Here is a 15,597-nt window from a genome sequence, read left to right as displayed (position 1 = left end):
GCTTTACCCAAGCGTAAACGGCTTTGTCGTCTTTGACAGGTGAAGCATACTCTTAATGTTTGATTACCCGAACCGGGAAATCGTATTGGCTGATTTGACGTTCAATACGCTCCAGATCGGCTTCATTAAGGCTTAAATCGCGTTCAACGGTGTAAACCATATCCAATTGCCTGTATTTGTTAATCCCCAGCTTGTGATAAGGGAGCAAATTGATGCCTTGAAAATTTCGGTATTCCTTAAAGGGAAGCAGAAACTCCACCGTTTTGCGGATGGTGTCCTCATCATCATTGAGCCCCTTCATTAGCGGCATCCGCACCTCTACGTTATGTTTGCGAGTGATCAGTTCCCGTAAATTTTCGAGAATGCGCTCGTTGCGTACACCAGTCAGTTGATAATGGCGGTCTGAATCCATATGTTTCAAATCGTACAATATCAGATCGGTATATTCGGCCATGGCCAAAATCGCTTCCGGTTTGGTATGCCCAGAGGTTTCAATGGCCGTATGGATTCCGGCGCGCTTGCATTCCTTAAGCAAATTGACCGCAAATTCAGACTGCGCACATACTTCGCCGCCGCCCAACGTGACGCCGCCGCCGGACGTAGTGTAGAACAGCATATCTTGCTCTACAATTTCCACAATTTCCGATACCGTCATATTCATCCCGACGATAGAGAGTGCCCGTGCGGGGCAAACCTTCTCACATTCCCGGCAGCCAATGCACTCGATCTTCCGGTCAACCACATGCTGCGGCTTGGACGGATCCTGCGAGCCGGAAGTGGCAAAACGGTGGATTTCCCGGGGACACGCCGCAACACATGCACCGCAATCGTTGCACAGATCCCGTTGGTACATCACCTGATATTTCTTTTCCAGACCCTCCGGGTTAGCACACCACTGACAGCGCAGGGGACATCCCTTGAAGAAAACAAGCGTCCGGATACCGGGGCCGTCGTATATAGAATATTTTTGAATGTTGAAAATACGTGCCTGCCTTTCCGGCATACCTAACTCCATAGCTGTGGCTCCTTCCTTTGCCGCATATCTAAATGCCTGAATGTCTCTTCCCCGGTGTACAGCACCGGAGAAGAGGCACGGGGCTATTTTAGAAATGCTCAATCATTGTTCTGCTGATGATCTCATCCTGTACTTCTTTACACAACTCCACAAAGTATGCGCTATAGCCAGCGACCCGAATGATTAAATCACGGTATTGATCAGGATTTTGCTGCGCTTTAATCAGCGTTTCATTATCCACATAACTGAACTGCATTTGGCCGTTTCCGAGAATGGAGGCTGTCCTGAGCAGATTAATCAGTCCGTTCTCTCCTTCAGGTGTTTCCAGCAAACCGCGCAAAAGCTTGAAGTTATGCACCATACCAATATTCATGGCCTCGACATCTATCTTGCTCACCGATTTGATGATAGCCGTCGGTCCTTTTTTGTCATGGCCCTGGGTAGGGCTGATACCGTCGGACAGCGGCAACCAAGCTTTGCGCCCATTGGCGGTAGCACCGGTCATCTCACCGAAAGGCGTATTGTTCGAAATAGATAGTGTGCCGTGGCTGAAGGTAGAGTACAACGTTTTAAACTTTTGGTGATATTTCTCAGTCCACCCGGTGATATCGGCCGCGATGCGATCGGCATAATCGTCGTCGTTGCCGAATTTTGGCGCGTCCAGACAATCCTTGTAGATCTGCTCATAACCTTCGAAATCGGCAAGCAACGCGTCACGGATTTGTTCGAGCGAATATTTTTTGTCATCGTAAACCAGCTTCTTGATGGCAGCCATCGAATCGGCGTAAGTTGCCAGACCGGACCAAATCAAGCCAGGTCCCCAGTTATACATGGCGCCGCCGGCGGAAACGTCGCGACCACTTTCCATCGTGCCTTCATACATGATTGACATAAGCGGCTTCGGCGCATAATCGCGGTGAACGCGCTGGCTGATTACAGTACCCACTGCGGAGAGCTCGGTGATGTATTCTACCTGCTTCTTAACCGCCGCTTCAAATTCATCATAGGTCTTGAAGTTGCTCAAATCGCCCATGTCCAATCCTGGATTGCTTCCGTGCCAGAGCATTTTGCCACGGTTAAGGACGAACTCAATGGCAATCGGCCACTGGGTGTATCCGGTGGAGGTCCACTGATACAAGCGTCCGGATTTTTGCGGTTCCACACAGCCCATCAGACAGTAATCACGGGCATCTTCGATACTGCAGCCCTTCATCAGCATCATCTTGATGTGGGAATCGTCGAAATGGCAGGCCGGGAAGCCCAAACCCGCACGGACAACATCCACAATCTTCTTCAAGTATTTTTGAGGAGAACTATTGTGGATACGGCAAGCGAGCGAAGGCTGATAAACGCCGACATGACGTACTGCATCCATGAGCAGATAAGTCAAGTCGTTGGTGGCGTCGCCGCCCTCTCGTTTTTGCCCGCCAACACACATATTGACGAACGGCTGGTAGCCGGCAAAAAACTTGGAGCCGCCCGCGCTAGAAACCCACATCATCTCAGAGCATTTGATCAGGAAACAACCTGCAATCTCGAATGCTTCAAACTCTGTCAGACGGCCGGCTTTTCTGTCCGCCTCATAGAAAGGATACATATATTGGTCCACACGGCCGACAGACATGCCTGTCTGATTTTCTTCCACCACGAGCAGAGATTCTACGGTCCAGACCGATTGTACTGCCTCATGGAATGTAGTCGGTGCATGAGCCGGCACGCGAGCGTTGACCTCGCCGATTTTTTGCAACTCTGCCTTGCGCTTCGGATTTGTTTCTTTAGCAGCCAGCTGGTATGCGTATTCAGACATCCGTTTGGCATACGCCATCACGCCTTCAGTCGTATCCAGCACGGATTTATAGTAATAGATTTTGTCGATGTCTTCAGGGTTTTGCATGGACAGCTTCGCAAGATGCTCCTTGGCTTCCCGCTGGATATCCAGCATCCCTTTCTTCATTAGAATGACATCGTAGCCTGGGTTGGAGTCTCCGCCGCCGTTGATCTGATGATAGGAAAGATCGCTGACGAACGCTTCGCCGGAAAACTCCCAAAGACCAGCATCCCGGTATTGCTGTTCACATATTTCATCTACCGATTTACCTTCCCAGAACGGGAACAGCTCCTCGTGCATGATCCGTTTGTCTTCCTCGGAGACGTAGAACGGATCCTGAGGACGGTTGTGAATGGTATCGAGCTCATCCCGAGTCCAGCGCCAAGCAATGTCAGGCGAGAAAGCACCCGCACGCGGAGCACCGCAAGGATGACCAACGATCAACTCGTTGTCCTGGATGAGCAGCGGAGCCTCTTCACACGCTCTACGGAAAGCCTTGGCACGTAGCATAATCTCTGGCAGACCTGGATTTTCCTTATATACCTGAGTAAAGGCTTTAGCACGGTAGGTTGTAATGCTTGGCTTAACGGTCAGATAATGTTCTTTCAAAGCCCGCAAACGCTCGGTCATTCCTTCCGGGTATGCGCACTCTTCCTTACGAAGCTGGCCGGAGCCGTCTGCTGCCAGCGGCTGAGCTCCCTTATCCGAAAGTTCTTTTGATATTCCCTGGAACAGCTTCATGATGGCTTCTCGTTCTTGTGGAGCCATGGCCTTCGTTGCTTTGGCAAATTTGCTTGAAAACTCATGAATATCCAATATTTTTCCCTCGCAATCTAGTTAAATTTAAATTATTTAAAGTGCGTGTTCAAAAAGGTCGGTTTTCAGCACCGAGAAAGTTGGATGAAGCTAGGGCCTGAGGAGCGGAGCGTACGTTTTGGGTACATGAGCACCTGAGATGTTTCCGGAGGAAACATACTTCGTAAGCATCTGCTTAGGCCCGGCTGAATTCAAGATTCGATGCCGAGTCCACTTCATGATTCACTTCGTGATCAAAAGCGGACTTTTTGAACAACCTCTTAAAAGCTTTTACGGTAAATGTGCTCCAACTCTTCTTCTGTTGGCTGACGAGGATTGGTTGGCGTACAGCGGTCAGCCATTGCGGTCCGCGCCATGCGGGACAGCGCCTCATCAAAAGCATCCTGATCAACGCCAAGCTCACGAATTCCGTTTTCGATATCGATGGATCGTTTCAGCTTTCCGATCGCCTGGATCAGACTTACGGTTCCTTCACGGGCGGTTCGGGCCGGCAAGTGCAGCAGCGAAGCGAGCCTAGCATAGCGTTCACAAACCCTGTCTATCGCTTTTCCGCCCAAGTTGGCGTTATACTCCATTACCGCCTCTAGAAGCAATGAATTTACACGTCCGTGAGCAATGTGAAATGTTCCGCCAAAGGCGTGGGACATACTATGAATGATACCAAGACCGGCGTTAGTAAACGCCATTCCCGCCATACAGGATGCATTCTGCACCCGATCCCGCGCCTCTGCATCTGCCGGATCATGGTAAAGCGTTTCCAGATGAGCAAATACCAATTGAACGGCCTTTTCGGCTAACGCATCGGTAAAGTCGGTCGCTTTAGTAGAGACATAAGCCTCCAGCGCATGGGTCAGAACATCCATCCCGGTGTCCACCACCACTTTGTTTGGCAATTGCTTGGTAAGGGTGGAATCGAGAATCGCTATGTCCGGTGCGATAAAATCGTCCACTATGACGATTTTGTCTCCGTCCACCGTAATCACCGAAAAGTCGGTCACTTCCGATCCGGTGCCGCTGGTGGAAGGAATGGCGACAAACAATGGTTTGATAAAAGGCGCGTCTTTCTCCTGTGCATATTGCCGAGCGAAGTACAGAACGCCCTTCGCTGTATCAATCACGGAGCCGCCTCCCAGCGCCAGTAACACATCAGCGCCGCTTTCCCAATACACTTGAAGCGCTTCGGCCACAATACTCACGCCCGGATCGGGCTTAACACCGGTAAACACTGCAGTGGAGATTCCTCCGCTTTGCAGTAGATCAACTACCTGCCCCAGATAACCCAGCTTCTCCATCATCTGATCGGAAACGATACAGGCTTTCGTGCCTTGAATTTCCGCCAGTCTCTTCAGTGATTGTTCTCCTGAATATACCTTCGATTTAATAACAAAGATGTCGTTTATCACGGTCACCTCCCTTGAATTTCTGTCGATAACCTGCCCCTAAGAAGGAAGGGCATAGCGGGCTATGATCTTTTCAATGTCTGGGTGTGGGTTAGGAATAACGTTTGAACTGTACACCTCTGCCCCCATCGCCTGTACAGCGGCGACGCCAGTATCTACTGCAGCCCTTACAGCCCCTACATCTCCGCGAACAAGGACAGATATATAACCGGACGCCACGTTTTCGTAACCGATCAAATCTACATCGGCCGCTTTGCACATGGCATCCGCCGCTTCCATGACGAATACAATTCCAAAGGTTTCAATGAAACCCAGTGCATCATGCTTGCTCATGACCTCTCTCCCTTCCCGGCAATTATGCGTGAATTGCATGCGCTTTCACAATTCCTGCAATAGAACTGAGCGGACGCGGCATCACATTATGGGCAGTGACTTTGCCAATCTTCGCTGCCGCTTCAGCGCCGGCCTCTACTGCCGAACGAACCGCCGCGACATCACCTTTTACCATTATCGTTACGAGCGTGGAACCAACATTCTCGTACGATACCAGAACAACATCTGCTGCTTTAAGCATAGCGTCCGCCGCTTGGATGGCAGGAACCATGCCCAATGTTTCCACAAGCCCGAGAGCTTCTTCTCCCCGGTATTCCATTCGAACCTCACCTCACCTGGGTATTTGTATTTGTGAATTTGCTGTAATACAGATACTCAACTCCTACTAGCAGGTTAACATAGGTTCTCCCCGTGATTATGGAGGATTCGGTAGCTGATTTTAGGATTCTAATGCCCCCTTTACCGACAATCTGGTACAAAAACGTCTTTCTTGCATCACAAGTACCAGAATGTCCTCAAACTCGTTCATTTCATTGAATTTATCCTCCTATCTTGCTATAATTGTGGCAAAATCTGTACGGCGAATGTGTGCCATGTTAACGCATGCATATGGAATGCCGAGAAAAGGCTATCATGAAACCTCTAACCGACTTTTCATCCAAACAAATGAATATGGAAGACCTGGTGCAGCAAAAACTACGTCTTTTTTTTGAAGATGAGAGTATTGTTTTTGACAAATCTCGTTTTGCGGGTGGGTTGACCAATTATAACTACATTATGAGTATCCACGGAACGGAGTATGTGATTCGCAAGCCCGGTAACCTGACGGATCAAATGATCGACCGCAGGATAGAGCGTGTGAACAACGGCATCGCTTCGGAGTTTGGCGTGAATTCGGAATGTATCTATTTCGATGAGGAAAGCGGCATTAAGATCAGCAAGTATATAACCGATAGCAAAACGCTAGCCACTGCAGGCCCCTTGGCTTTGCAAAGCTTGCAGTCTGTTTCTTCTTTACTGAAGAAGATTCACGGTAGTCCCAAGCACTTCCCTAACAAGTTTGATTGGCTCAGTGAACTTGCCAAATATGAAACCATTGTCGCGCAGCTCAACGGAGAATTGTTTTTTGACTACGCCTCCTTGAAAGAGCAATTGCTTCGTTTCATGCAAGACCATGTCAAACATGTCATTTCCGTACCTTGCCATAATGATACGGTTCCAGAGAATTTTCTCGTAGATGGGGACGGCAGCGTCTATTTGATAGATTGGGAATATTCCGGAATGAACGATCCGGCCTTTGATATTGCCGCGTATATCATCGAATCACATTTGACAGCAGAGGCGATTGACCAACTGTTTGAAGCCTATTACGGCAATGCGTTTACGCAGGATGATCTGATGAAGATCAAATGCTATATGATGGCCCAGGATTTGTTATGGACGGTATGGGCCCTGCCGCGTCATTATACGGGGGATGATTACCTGGATTACTTCTCGCTGCGCTATAACCGCCTGCGTCGAAATATTCAAGTATTAAGCATGCAACCGGATTACCCTATTGCTGACATGGTGATGCGCTAGTACTAGCCGTCGCTTGCGCTGGAATGAGAAACTTTCGGATGTCTATCCAGTCCTTTTAAAAACGAATGACCGGTTAGATAATATACAAAAACCTGTACTTTCTTATCTAAAAGGATAAAAAAGTACAGGTTTTTGTAAGCCTATAAACACGTTTATGGTTAACATGAAGCCCTTCGCGTTTCAGGACCACTGGCATCAAAGTAAGGATGTAAGTCAGTTAGTTGCAATGATCTGAATCCCTTCATTCCATTAACAATTTCTAATTTGGCTGCTGCGATTTCTTCTCGTGATCCAAGACTTAATAAATGTGATTCACCTATCATTGTAATTACGGCTATGTCAGGCTGCGCAATATGAGAAAGTCGATCGATTTGACCACGCTCACTCATCCCCATCTCGATTACGGCAACCTCCCATATCTTTTGTGGTCGTCTTACCATTACTGCCTGTGACACCTATTACTTTTATTTGATAATTCCCTTCGATAATTAGCGGCTAGAATTTGAAGTGCTTGCAAGCAATCATCAACATAAATTAGCGGTAAATGAACAGGGGGATGATCCTTTTGCCATAAAGAGGCGATGGCCCCTTTGGATAATGCTTCTTCCACGTAATCATGACCATCCAATTGTCTTACAAGTGGGATAAATTACGTATCTTTACTGTTCTAGAATCAATGGATACCCCTTGAATGATGAGGTCCTTATATTCATTAGATATGCTTCCAAGGCACATATCCTAATACGCTGGCCTCGCCTGCGGAAGGATACAAAATACCAAGTATATGGTTGCATAGGAGATAGATTTGTAAAAAACAAAAAAAGCGGAAAAACCCTGCTAAGGGCTCCGCTTCGGCTCAAGATAAAGATAACCTTGCGTTTCGTAATGGTCAAAATAGGCAGACGAATCACTTGGTCTAAAATAGGACTTTTCTGCACTATTCAATAAGATCGACCATTACAGGTCAGCTGGCATAAAGATTAGCTCCCCCTTGATAAAGCTCTGTCCCTATGTCAATTGTTTTGCAATCTCCCAGGCATGTCCTGCCGGATCGATGAATGAAGCCGTACGCACTCCCCATGGCCGGTCAATTGGACCGTGAAGTAGAGCAACCCCGCGTTTTTTCAATTCATCACAGACCGCATCCACGTCATCGACCCAAATGGTTAGCAAGAAACGGGATCCGGATTCACGTGTTGCGACTGACCTCGGGGTTATCAATTCGTGTGACTCGGAAATATCCAAGAGGTTCACGCTCATATTCCCGAAATGAAACACCGACGAGACCTTGTCTTCATATACGGCTTGAAATTCGAATACTTCCTGATAGAACGCCTTCACCTTCTGATAATCCTCAACAAATAGCGTAATGACATCCACATTTCATAGACCCTAAATTCTTCATGTGCTCACCCTCACCTTTCCGTTTATAGATTGTTGCTATTCATACACTCATAGTAAATATGAAAATGAATATTTCTAGACAGCTTGTCAAGACTTTGGAATCGAGCACGAACGCATTCCGCCACGAACGCCAAATATGAACGCACATATTGAATCTTTTCACAGGCTGCTACAAGACGAGTGCCTAGCTCGTTATGATTTCGAAACATAAAGTGAAGCCTATGAGGCAGTTACAGAATTCATTCAATTCTACAATGAACAAAGAATTCATTCGAGTATTTGTGATTTACCGCCGTCACAATTTTATGAAAACAATCGTGTGGAACCGATCGCCATTAGTTTAAAAAACTAAGACCGATTGAGTAAGAGTGAGCTAGTGTCCAATTTTAAGGGGTTAATCCGGTATTTTTAATCAAACACTTGACCTTAGGTCTGACCTAGGGTGTATCGTTAAAGATATTCCAAGCCTCAATTCATAAAATAAATAAAACTTTTCACAAGGAGAATTAGGATGAAAAAGAAAATAACGATTTCCATAATAATCATCGTCCTGCTATTTGGCGGTACGGGACTTTATATTTTGAAGCAACACAGCTTTGACATGGCCCAGCAAGCTGTTGAAATCCAGACACCGCAAGGCAAATTGGCCGGTACGTTTGTACTTCCTAAAAATCACACCGGAAAAGTAGGTTTAGTGTTGTTCATCCATGGCGACGGCCCGGCTGATTCGACCCTCGACGGGGGTTACAGACACATCTGGGAACGGTTAGCTTCCGCTGGCTACGCTTCCTTGTCGCTGAGCAAGCCGGGCATTAACGGCTCGGAAGGAAATTGGCTGGATCAAAGCATCGATGATCGCGTGGAAGAAGCGCGTCACGCTATCGCCTGGGCAAAAGCACAGCCGATGATTGACTCGACAAAAATAGGAGCATGGGGAGCAAGTCAAGCAGGATGGGTTATTCCAAAACTGGCCGGTAAAGAACCGCTTGCCTTTAGTATACTCGTAGGACCTGCCATAAACTGGCTGAGTCAAGGGGAGTACAACACGCGTATGCAAATGCAACATGATGGCTATGCAGAAGCTGACATTGAAAAAACAGTGGCAACAGGCAGGGAAGTAAGGAAACTTTTAAGGGAAAATGCGTCCTATGATGAATATTTGAAGCTAGTTGGCGAAAAAGATGCAATGTCAAAAGAGCGGTGGGCTTTTGTCGGCAAAAACTTTTTGTCAGATGTAACCGATGATCTTCGCCTTTTCCGTTCTCCTGTGTTGCTGCTATTAGGTGATAAAGATATCAATGTGGATTCGAAAGAGACGGAGCAAGTATATCGCAGTATCGTGCCGCCGGAATTATTGACTGTAACCGTCTTCCCTGACACGGAACATAGAATGATGAGCAAGAAAACGGCGGATTCAGAGATTCGAGCTTTGATGATAAGCATATTCGCGCCCCGGCAAATTACGGTGCCAGAATATTTGGATGAAATGGAGACGTTCCTGAAAGTAATTCCGCAACCATAGTAACATAACGCCTCAAGGCAACTGGCTGTATAATCGCTTGAGAAATGTATGATTTAAAGTCGGCGGTGCTGGAATACCCAAAGGGATTACGTGAAAAAGCAAGTGTATTATCAAAAAAAGGGTGAATTTATATGAACGACAATCATACATTGTTAAATTTTTCCAAAACGGATAAGGTTATCCTGTGGCTTGGTTTCCCTCTCATCGGTCTAGTGTTTGGTTGGTTTCTACCGGGTATTGCTAAATGGGGTAGTTCTTTGCCGTGGCTACCTTTCCAAGGACCCTTAAAACTAGTTGCATCCTATAATGGAGCATGGGTAGGTATTGTTACAATGATCCTTGGTTTGATTGCGGGGATTGCATTGACTTTTCTATCTTTTCATGAAAGCTTAGAAATGTCTATATACGATGATAAAGTGATATTAAAACTTAGAGATGATGAAATTATCTTGAAAAAGAAAGATATCTCACTCGTATTTATGGATAAAAAGCAATTGGTATTATTAGGCAGTGATGAGAAAGAACTATTCCGTTGTAAACAGGAACTTAGTAAAAGTACAGTAGGTAATACATTTTTAAAACATAATTATCTTTGGAGTGATACGGATCCATTCAAAAAGGATTATAAAACATGGGTTGTGGATTCTCCTGATCTATCCACTGCTGCTAATGCTTTATTAAAAGCAAGGAAAATAGCAATTGAAAATGGCGATGATAAAGAAGCTTTTCAGTTGGCTAAAGAACTTTGGAAACTAAGAGTATCAGTAAAAGAAATCGATAATAGGCAATTTTATCGATAAAAATCAGTACATCTTTTCATCATAATCTGGAAGCCAAAGCAAGGGCATCGGTCACCTCTACCCTTGCTTTTGGTTTTGTTCGCTTGTTAATCACGGCCATTAAAGTTCTAAATTCGCTGAATGACCCAAACGGTAGTCGGACAAATTGTAATCACGAAATGCTTTGCCCCTGGTTTGTAACACCCTTCGCTTAGCGGACAGGTCTTACACTTCTCAACATCAAAATAAAACACAAGGAAACAGGGTTTAGTTCGCTGCTGCCAGGCGTGACTTCAACCGCTGTAATAATCTCTTCTTCCATCATAGCTAAATGCTCTTCGAAGCCTTCCATAAATAACTCATTTCTCGTACTTAGCCAGGATTCTACCAACATAGTCTCTGAAACCGTCCCGTACTTCAGAAGGTCCCACAATTTCACATTTATCTCCAAACCTGAGCAGCGTGTCGTAGCCATATTCATTGTGAATAATGGGATACGTAGCCAAGCAAGTATCCCCTTCTACTCTTATTACATTTCCTTCGCCAAATCGTTCAATCACTTTATCCATTACGGATAGGTCTATACGGATCGTAACCACAACCCAATCTTGATTCATCCAATCCATTCCATCCATCGGCAGCGGAGAGAAATCCCGTGACTCAAATGTTTCTCGCAAAACTTGTAACTTGCTCATGCGAGCCAATTTGAATATCCGGTAGTCCATTTTTTCAACACAGTAACCTTGCAAATACCAACTGCTTTCTTTGAAAACGACCCGATAAGGCTCGATCTTTCTGGAACTGATATGGCCTGCCCTATCCACGTAATCAAAACTTAGATACCGCTCTTCATTCAAAGCTGTTTCCACGTGACTAAGCAAAGATCGCAACGATTCATTGCCCTGATTCAACGATAAATCGACAACAAACTTTCCTTCCGGGATCGAAGTTCCTCCGTTATGAGCGATGGCGCTTACTTTCTCCAGCAAATGGACAATATTCTTATGGTTGAAAAGCTGCTTGTAGCTCTTCAGACTGGTCACCAGTGCTTGAATGTCCTGGTGTGTGAGCAACTTTTTGTCCACTTTATACGATTTCATGAGACCAACGCCTCCCGATGCTCCTTGCTGGGTAAAGATGGGGAGCCCGGCAAACGTTAACGTATCAATGTCGCGGTAGATGGTTCTTCTGCTAACTTCAAGCTTCTGAGCTAACTCTCGAGCATTAATGACCTCATATTCCAAGAGAATGACAATAATCGCAATCAAACGATCAATTTTCATGCCGCACCTCCACCTCAAATATGCCATACTGCTGTCATATTTGACATGCTACGATAAACATGAATTCAAAATTAAACAAATTGGGAGGCAGTTAAAATGAACAATTTCAAAGTAGAAAAAAAAGAAGCTTTTCGAATCATCGGATTCAAAACCGCATTGACAGGTGGGACAAGCATCCACTCGCCGCATTATTCAAACAAAAAAACAACGTTTTTCAAAAGTATGATTGACAACGGGCAAATGGCGAAGCTCCGTGCATTGGCAGAAAACCCGTATGGCTACGCTGTGGTAACCAAGGACCACGAAACCGTGTTTTATTACTCGGGCGTCCAATCTTCCCGGCCTTTGCCGGGTCATGCCGAAGAAGTATGGTTTCCGGAAAGTGAGTATTTGATACTATCGGGCAGCGGCGGTTTGTCGCGCCTGGCCTTCGATCAGCTGGAGGACCAGGCTTTTGGAACCCTCTTAACCGATGCGTTTGAGTGGGAATATTCCGGCGCACCTGTCGCGGAAATATTACTGAATGGAAATCCGGCAGACGCGGAAGTGGAAGTGTGGGTACCTGTACTGAAGCGAAAATGATCGGTAAGCAATTACCGGTCTGAAGTCTTCGCTTTTCAGGATCTGGATCGAAAACTGTAAGCCTACTACAAACCCCCACAGTGGACTTTCACCACCTAGTTAATCGCCATGCACGCCACACTGAGAATAAGCCGCCCTGACGTGGGCGGCTTATTTTGCACCAATCGTATGCATCCCAGAGGATCTTCACGCCGGAGAACTCCTATCATGAGACCGAAGCCGATATCGCCGGAACGAATCGATCGGTCAGCTATTCGCCTCTTCTCCCTTCAATATCGTAAGCGCTTGTTCCGCCGCTGCGCCTTCATGCACGATCGACATTAACGCAGCCGTCATGCCGGTAGGATTCGGATGCTGAATCACATTGCGTCCGTATACGATTCCTGCAGCGCCCTGCTTCATTAGCTCCGCTGTGCGATGCATGATCTCTTCGTCGCTTGCGCGGCCACCACCTCTTACGAGCACGGGAACGCCGGAGGCCACCTCAATCACCCGATGATATTCAGATACATCATCGCAAGGATCCGCCTTAATGACATCCGCACCGAGCTCGACGCCCTGACGGACAAGCGCAGTAATTTTACGGATGTCGCCATCTACCATATAGCCGCCGCTCGCTTCATTCGGCAGCATGACCAGCGGCTCGACCATGAGCGGCATGCCGTATTTCTCGCACTCCGTCTTCAACCGGGAGACGTTCGCGACGCATTGATGATGCAGCTCCGGCTGGCCCGGAAGCAGCAGCAGATTGACGCATACGGCAACCGCGTCCAATCGCACGGCATGCCAGATCGCCCGATCGGCCAACTCGCTGAACAGGTGCCGCGGCAGCTCCTTTCCATAAATGTTGGCCGCATCCGTCCTCAGAACGAGACCAGGCTTTGTCTTCCCAGGGATTTGCTGATATTGGCGGGCTTGCCCGACGCTCAGCTGCACACAATCTGGATTCGCCCGAATCACGGTATCGATCGCGCGCTTCATGTTTTCAATCCCGGACAAAAAAGAAAATTCATTAAAAAATCCGTGATCGATCGCGACATCGAAGCATTTTCCATCTTGAGCAAACATTCGATTCAATCTTGCGGTGACCGACACTTGCTTCACTCCTTCGGAATATTCGTTTTTAACTATTTTAGTGATAATTACAACTATATTAATGCCTATAAAATGGTTATACGTCTACATATAACAGCCCTAGAGCATGGAGTTAGGGTAGAGTTGCCATGAAGCTTCATGCGGACTGCTCCCAGCGCGCGATGCGAAGACCTCCGAATCGCCGCGGTCAGCCTTTGACCGCCCCCGCCGACAATCCTTTTATGAAGAAACGCTGGAAACTCAAGAACAAGACCAGAATGGGCAGCAGCGTGATCGTGATACCTCCGAACAGCAGACTCAAGTCCGCCATGCCGCGTCCGGCGAAAAACTTGTACAAGCTGATGCTGATGGTGGGGTAATCCTTGGCATTGACGATAACGAGCGGTAGCTGCAGGTCGTTCCACACATAGATGAATTGCAAAATAATCAGCGATGCCGTCACCGGCTTGACGAGCGGGAAGATGATGCTGAAGAACGTGCGCGCCGGCGAACTGCCGTCGATATAAGCCGACTCTTCCAGATCGAACGGCAGGCTGCGCATGAATCCGCTGAACATGAAGATGCAGAAAGGCGACAATACGGCAACATAGACCAGCGTGATGCCCATAATGGTATTTTGCAAGGATAGGCTTTTCAAGAGAAATACGATCGGAATGAGCACCGATTGCACCGGGATCAGGATGGCCGATGTGTACACCCAATACAGCGTATTGAAAATCGGGTGTCGGATACGGGCCACGGCGTAAGCGGCCATCGCGGACAGGCTGATAATAAAAATCAGAGCGATGCCGCCGATCGAAAACGTGACGCCGTATGCTTTGAGCGTGTTCATCTTCTCGAAAGCTCTTGCGATATTGTCGAAGCCGACGGAGAAATCGGGCAACGCAAGGGGTGCGGTTACGATTTGCATATGGCTCTTGAACGCATTGATCATGATTAGGTACAAGGGAATCGACATGATCACGGCGAGTAAACAGGCGAACAGCTCGATGGCGGTTTTTTTCGCTATTTTCACCTAAGACACCCCCTGTTCATATCTTCGGGTCATCGCGAGGAAAAATAGCGTCACGACCAGTGCGACAAGAGTCAGGACGAACGACGACGCCAAGCCGTATGACAATTCGCTTGAAGCGAACGCGTAGCGGTAGATCCGGATGGCGAGTGTCTCGCTTGAATTTGCCGGACCGCCGCCCGTCAGCGCAAACGGCAAGTCGAAGATGCGAATGCCGTTGGCGAGGCCGATCAACGCATTCACGGTAATGCCCGGCGCGATCATTCGTAAGGTGATCGAGAAGAACGCTCTAACCTTAGAGGCGCCGTCGATGCTGGCCGCTTCCTTGAGTTCGGCGGGAACACCCTGCAAGGCGGCCAGATAAATGATCATGACCGGACCGATCCCTTGCCACACGGCAATGAAAATAAGGGAGTACACGACATAGTCGGGCGAATCGATCCAAGGAATATTAACCTTTGCGTCACTCAGCTTTGTCAGAAGCGCATTCAGCAACCCGGTGTTGGCATCGAATATATACCGCCAAACAAACGAAGCGACGACAATCGGGATGATGTTCGGAATATAGAACAAGGCGCGCAATATGTTTTTGGTCTTGAGCGCCTGATCCAGCATCATCGCCAGCAGCAACCCGACGCTATTTGCCAGGAAAGCGGTGGAAATACCAATGATGAGCGTTCGGGTCAGCGACTCGGTGAACACCTTGTCCTGGAAAATATCCCGGTAATTTTGGAAGCCGATGAACCGGTAGGCCCCGACCCCCTTCCAATCTGTGAAGCTGTAATAGAAGGACTGGACGATCGGGAATAGCAGAAAGATCGCGATGACGGCTGTGATCGGGATGACGAACGCAACGCCTGTGACAAACATTTTTCTCTGCATAGGGTAACCCTCTATTCATTCGAATTCATTGTTGGCCCATAGTCGCATTTGTGAATAGCTCCTAA

The 15,597-nt window shown here is 47.4% G+C and carries 14 protein-coding genes and 2 pseudogenes; 5 read left to right on the top strand and 11 right to left on the bottom strand.

Annotated features, from left to right (window positions below):
* Nucleotides 1-52 precede the first annotated feature (52 nt).
* The 5 genes from cutD to AC2TF5_RS13580 form a co-directional block, all read right to left on the bottom strand.
* The gene (gene cutD, locus AC2TF5_RS13600; RefSeq protein WP_491302654.1) at nt 53-1,117 is read right to left on the bottom strand and encodes a choline TMA-lyase-activating enzyme; all 1,065 of its coding nucleotides are present in this window, start codon (nt 1,115-1,117) and stop codon (nt 53-55) included.
* Complete coding sequence (gene cutC / locus AC2TF5_RS13595) at nt 1,104-3,659, bottom strand: choline trimethylamine-lyase (RefSeq protein ID WP_491302653.1); 2,556 nt, start codon at nt 3,657-3,659, stop codon at nt 1,104-1,106. Before cutC ends, cutD begins: the two co-directional genes overlap by 14 nt.
* A gap of 260 nt (nt 3,660-3,919) precedes the next feature.
* Nucleotides 3,920-5,062 (bottom strand): 1-propanol dehydrogenase PduQ, encoded by a 1,143-nt coding sequence (locus tag AC2TF5_RS13590; RefSeq protein WP_491302652.1) that lies wholly within the window; start codon nt 5,060-5,062, stop codon nt 3,920-3,922.
* A gap of 36 nt (nt 5,063-5,098) precedes the next feature.
* On the bottom strand, nt 5,099-5,392 hold the full coding sequence (locus tag AC2TF5_RS13585) for a BMC domain-containing protein (RefSeq protein WP_241929058.1): 294 nt from the start codon (nt 5,390-5,392) through the stop codon (nt 5,099-5,101).
* Between the two features lie 22 nt (nt 5,393-5,414).
* A complete protein-coding gene (locus AC2TF5_RS13580) occupies nt 5,415-5,711 on the bottom strand; it encodes a BMC domain-containing protein (protein ID WP_208919810.1) in 297 nt (98 codons plus the stop codon).
* A 314-nt stretch (nt 5,712-6,025) separates the two neighbouring features.
* On the opposite strand from AC2TF5_RS13580, the gene AC2TF5_RS13575 reads away from it, so the two are divergent.
* The gene (locus AC2TF5_RS13575; protein ID WP_491302651.1) at nt 6,026-6,973 is read left to right on the top strand and encodes a phosphotransferase; all 948 of its coding nucleotides are present in this window, start codon (nt 6,026-6,028) and stop codon (nt 6,971-6,973) included.
* 239 nt (nt 6,974-7,212) lie between these two features.
* On the opposite strand, the pseudogene AC2TF5_RS13570 reads toward AC2TF5_RS13575, so the two are convergent.
* Both AC2TF5_RS13570 and AC2TF5_RS13565 read right to left on the bottom strand, forming a co-directional pair.
* Nucleotides 7,213-7,708 (bottom strand): annotated as a pseudogene (locus AC2TF5_RS13570) (Mur ligase family protein); the annotation flags it as partial.
* 273 nt (nt 7,709-7,981) lie between these two features.
* Nucleotides 7,982-8,378 (bottom strand): annotated as a pseudogene (locus AC2TF5_RS13565) (VOC family protein).
* 135 nt (nt 8,379-8,513) lie between these two features.
* Between AC2TF5_RS13565 and AC2TF5_RS13560 the strand changes: the two are divergent.
* From AC2TF5_RS13560 to AC2TF5_RS13550, 3 genes are all read left to right on the top strand, one after another.
* On the top strand, nt 8,514-8,588 hold the full coding sequence (locus tag AC2TF5_RS13560; RefSeq protein ID WP_491302884.1) for a hypothetical protein: 75 nt from the start codon (nt 8,514-8,516) through the stop codon (nt 8,586-8,588).
* Nucleotides 8,589-8,888: 300 nt separating this feature from the next.
* Nucleotides 8,889-9,899: an alpha/beta hydrolase family protein gene (locus tag AC2TF5_RS13555; RefSeq protein WP_491302650.1), complete on the top strand. Its 1,011-nt coding sequence runs from the start codon at nt 8,889-8,891 to the stop codon at nt 9,897-9,899.
* A gap of 131 nt (nt 9,900-10,030) precedes the next feature.
* Entirely contained in the window at nt 10,031-10,699 is a 669-nt protein-coding gene (locus AC2TF5_RS13550) for a YqeB family protein (protein WP_491302649.1), read from the top strand.
* Nucleotides 10,700-11,037: 338 nt separating this feature from the next.
* On the opposite strand, the gene AC2TF5_RS13545 is transcribed toward AC2TF5_RS13550, so the two are convergent.
* Nucleotides 11,038-11,961: a helix-turn-helix transcriptional regulator gene (locus tag AC2TF5_RS13545; RefSeq protein WP_491302648.1), complete on the bottom strand. Its 924-nt coding sequence runs from the start codon at nt 11,959-11,961 to the stop codon at nt 11,038-11,040.
* A gap of 96 nt (nt 11,962-12,057) precedes the next feature.
* Between AC2TF5_RS13545 and AC2TF5_RS13540 the strand changes: the two genes are divergently transcribed.
* Nucleotides 12,058-12,543: a GyrI-like domain-containing protein gene (locus tag AC2TF5_RS13540; RefSeq protein ID WP_491302647.1), complete on the top strand. Its 486-nt coding sequence runs from the start codon at nt 12,058-12,060 to the stop codon at nt 12,541-12,543.
* A 246-nt stretch (nt 12,544-12,789) separates the two neighbouring features.
* Here AC2TF5_RS13540 and AC2TF5_RS13535 read toward each other — a convergent pair whose 3' ends face one another.
* From AC2TF5_RS13535 to AC2TF5_RS13525, 3 genes are all read right to left on the bottom strand, one after another.
* Nucleotides 12,790-13,638, bottom strand: a complete 849-nt coding sequence (locus tag AC2TF5_RS13535; RefSeq protein WP_491302646.1) for a class I fructose-bisphosphate aldolase — start codon at nt 13,636-13,638, stop codon at nt 12,790-12,792.
* A gap of 187 nt (nt 13,639-13,825) precedes the next feature.
* Nucleotides 13,826-14,653, bottom strand: coding sequence for a carbohydrate ABC transporter permease (locus AC2TF5_RS13530; protein WP_491302645.1), 828 nt, complete (start codon nt 14,651-14,653; stop codon nt 13,826-13,828).
* Nucleotides 14,654-15,532 carry a carbohydrate ABC transporter permease gene (locus AC2TF5_RS13525; RefSeq protein ID WP_491302644.1) on the bottom strand — a complete coding sequence of 293 codons (879 nt, stop codon included), beginning with the start codon at nt 15,530-15,532 and terminating at the stop codon, nt 14,654-14,656. It abuts the gene before it with no gap.
* Between the last annotated feature and the right edge of the window lie 65 nt (nt 15,533-15,597).

It is taken from the genome of Paenibacillus sp. JNUCC 34 (assembly GCF_058269055.1).
Note: the sequence above shows the minus strand (reverse complement) of the source record. Positions and strands in the feature narration are given on the sequence as shown.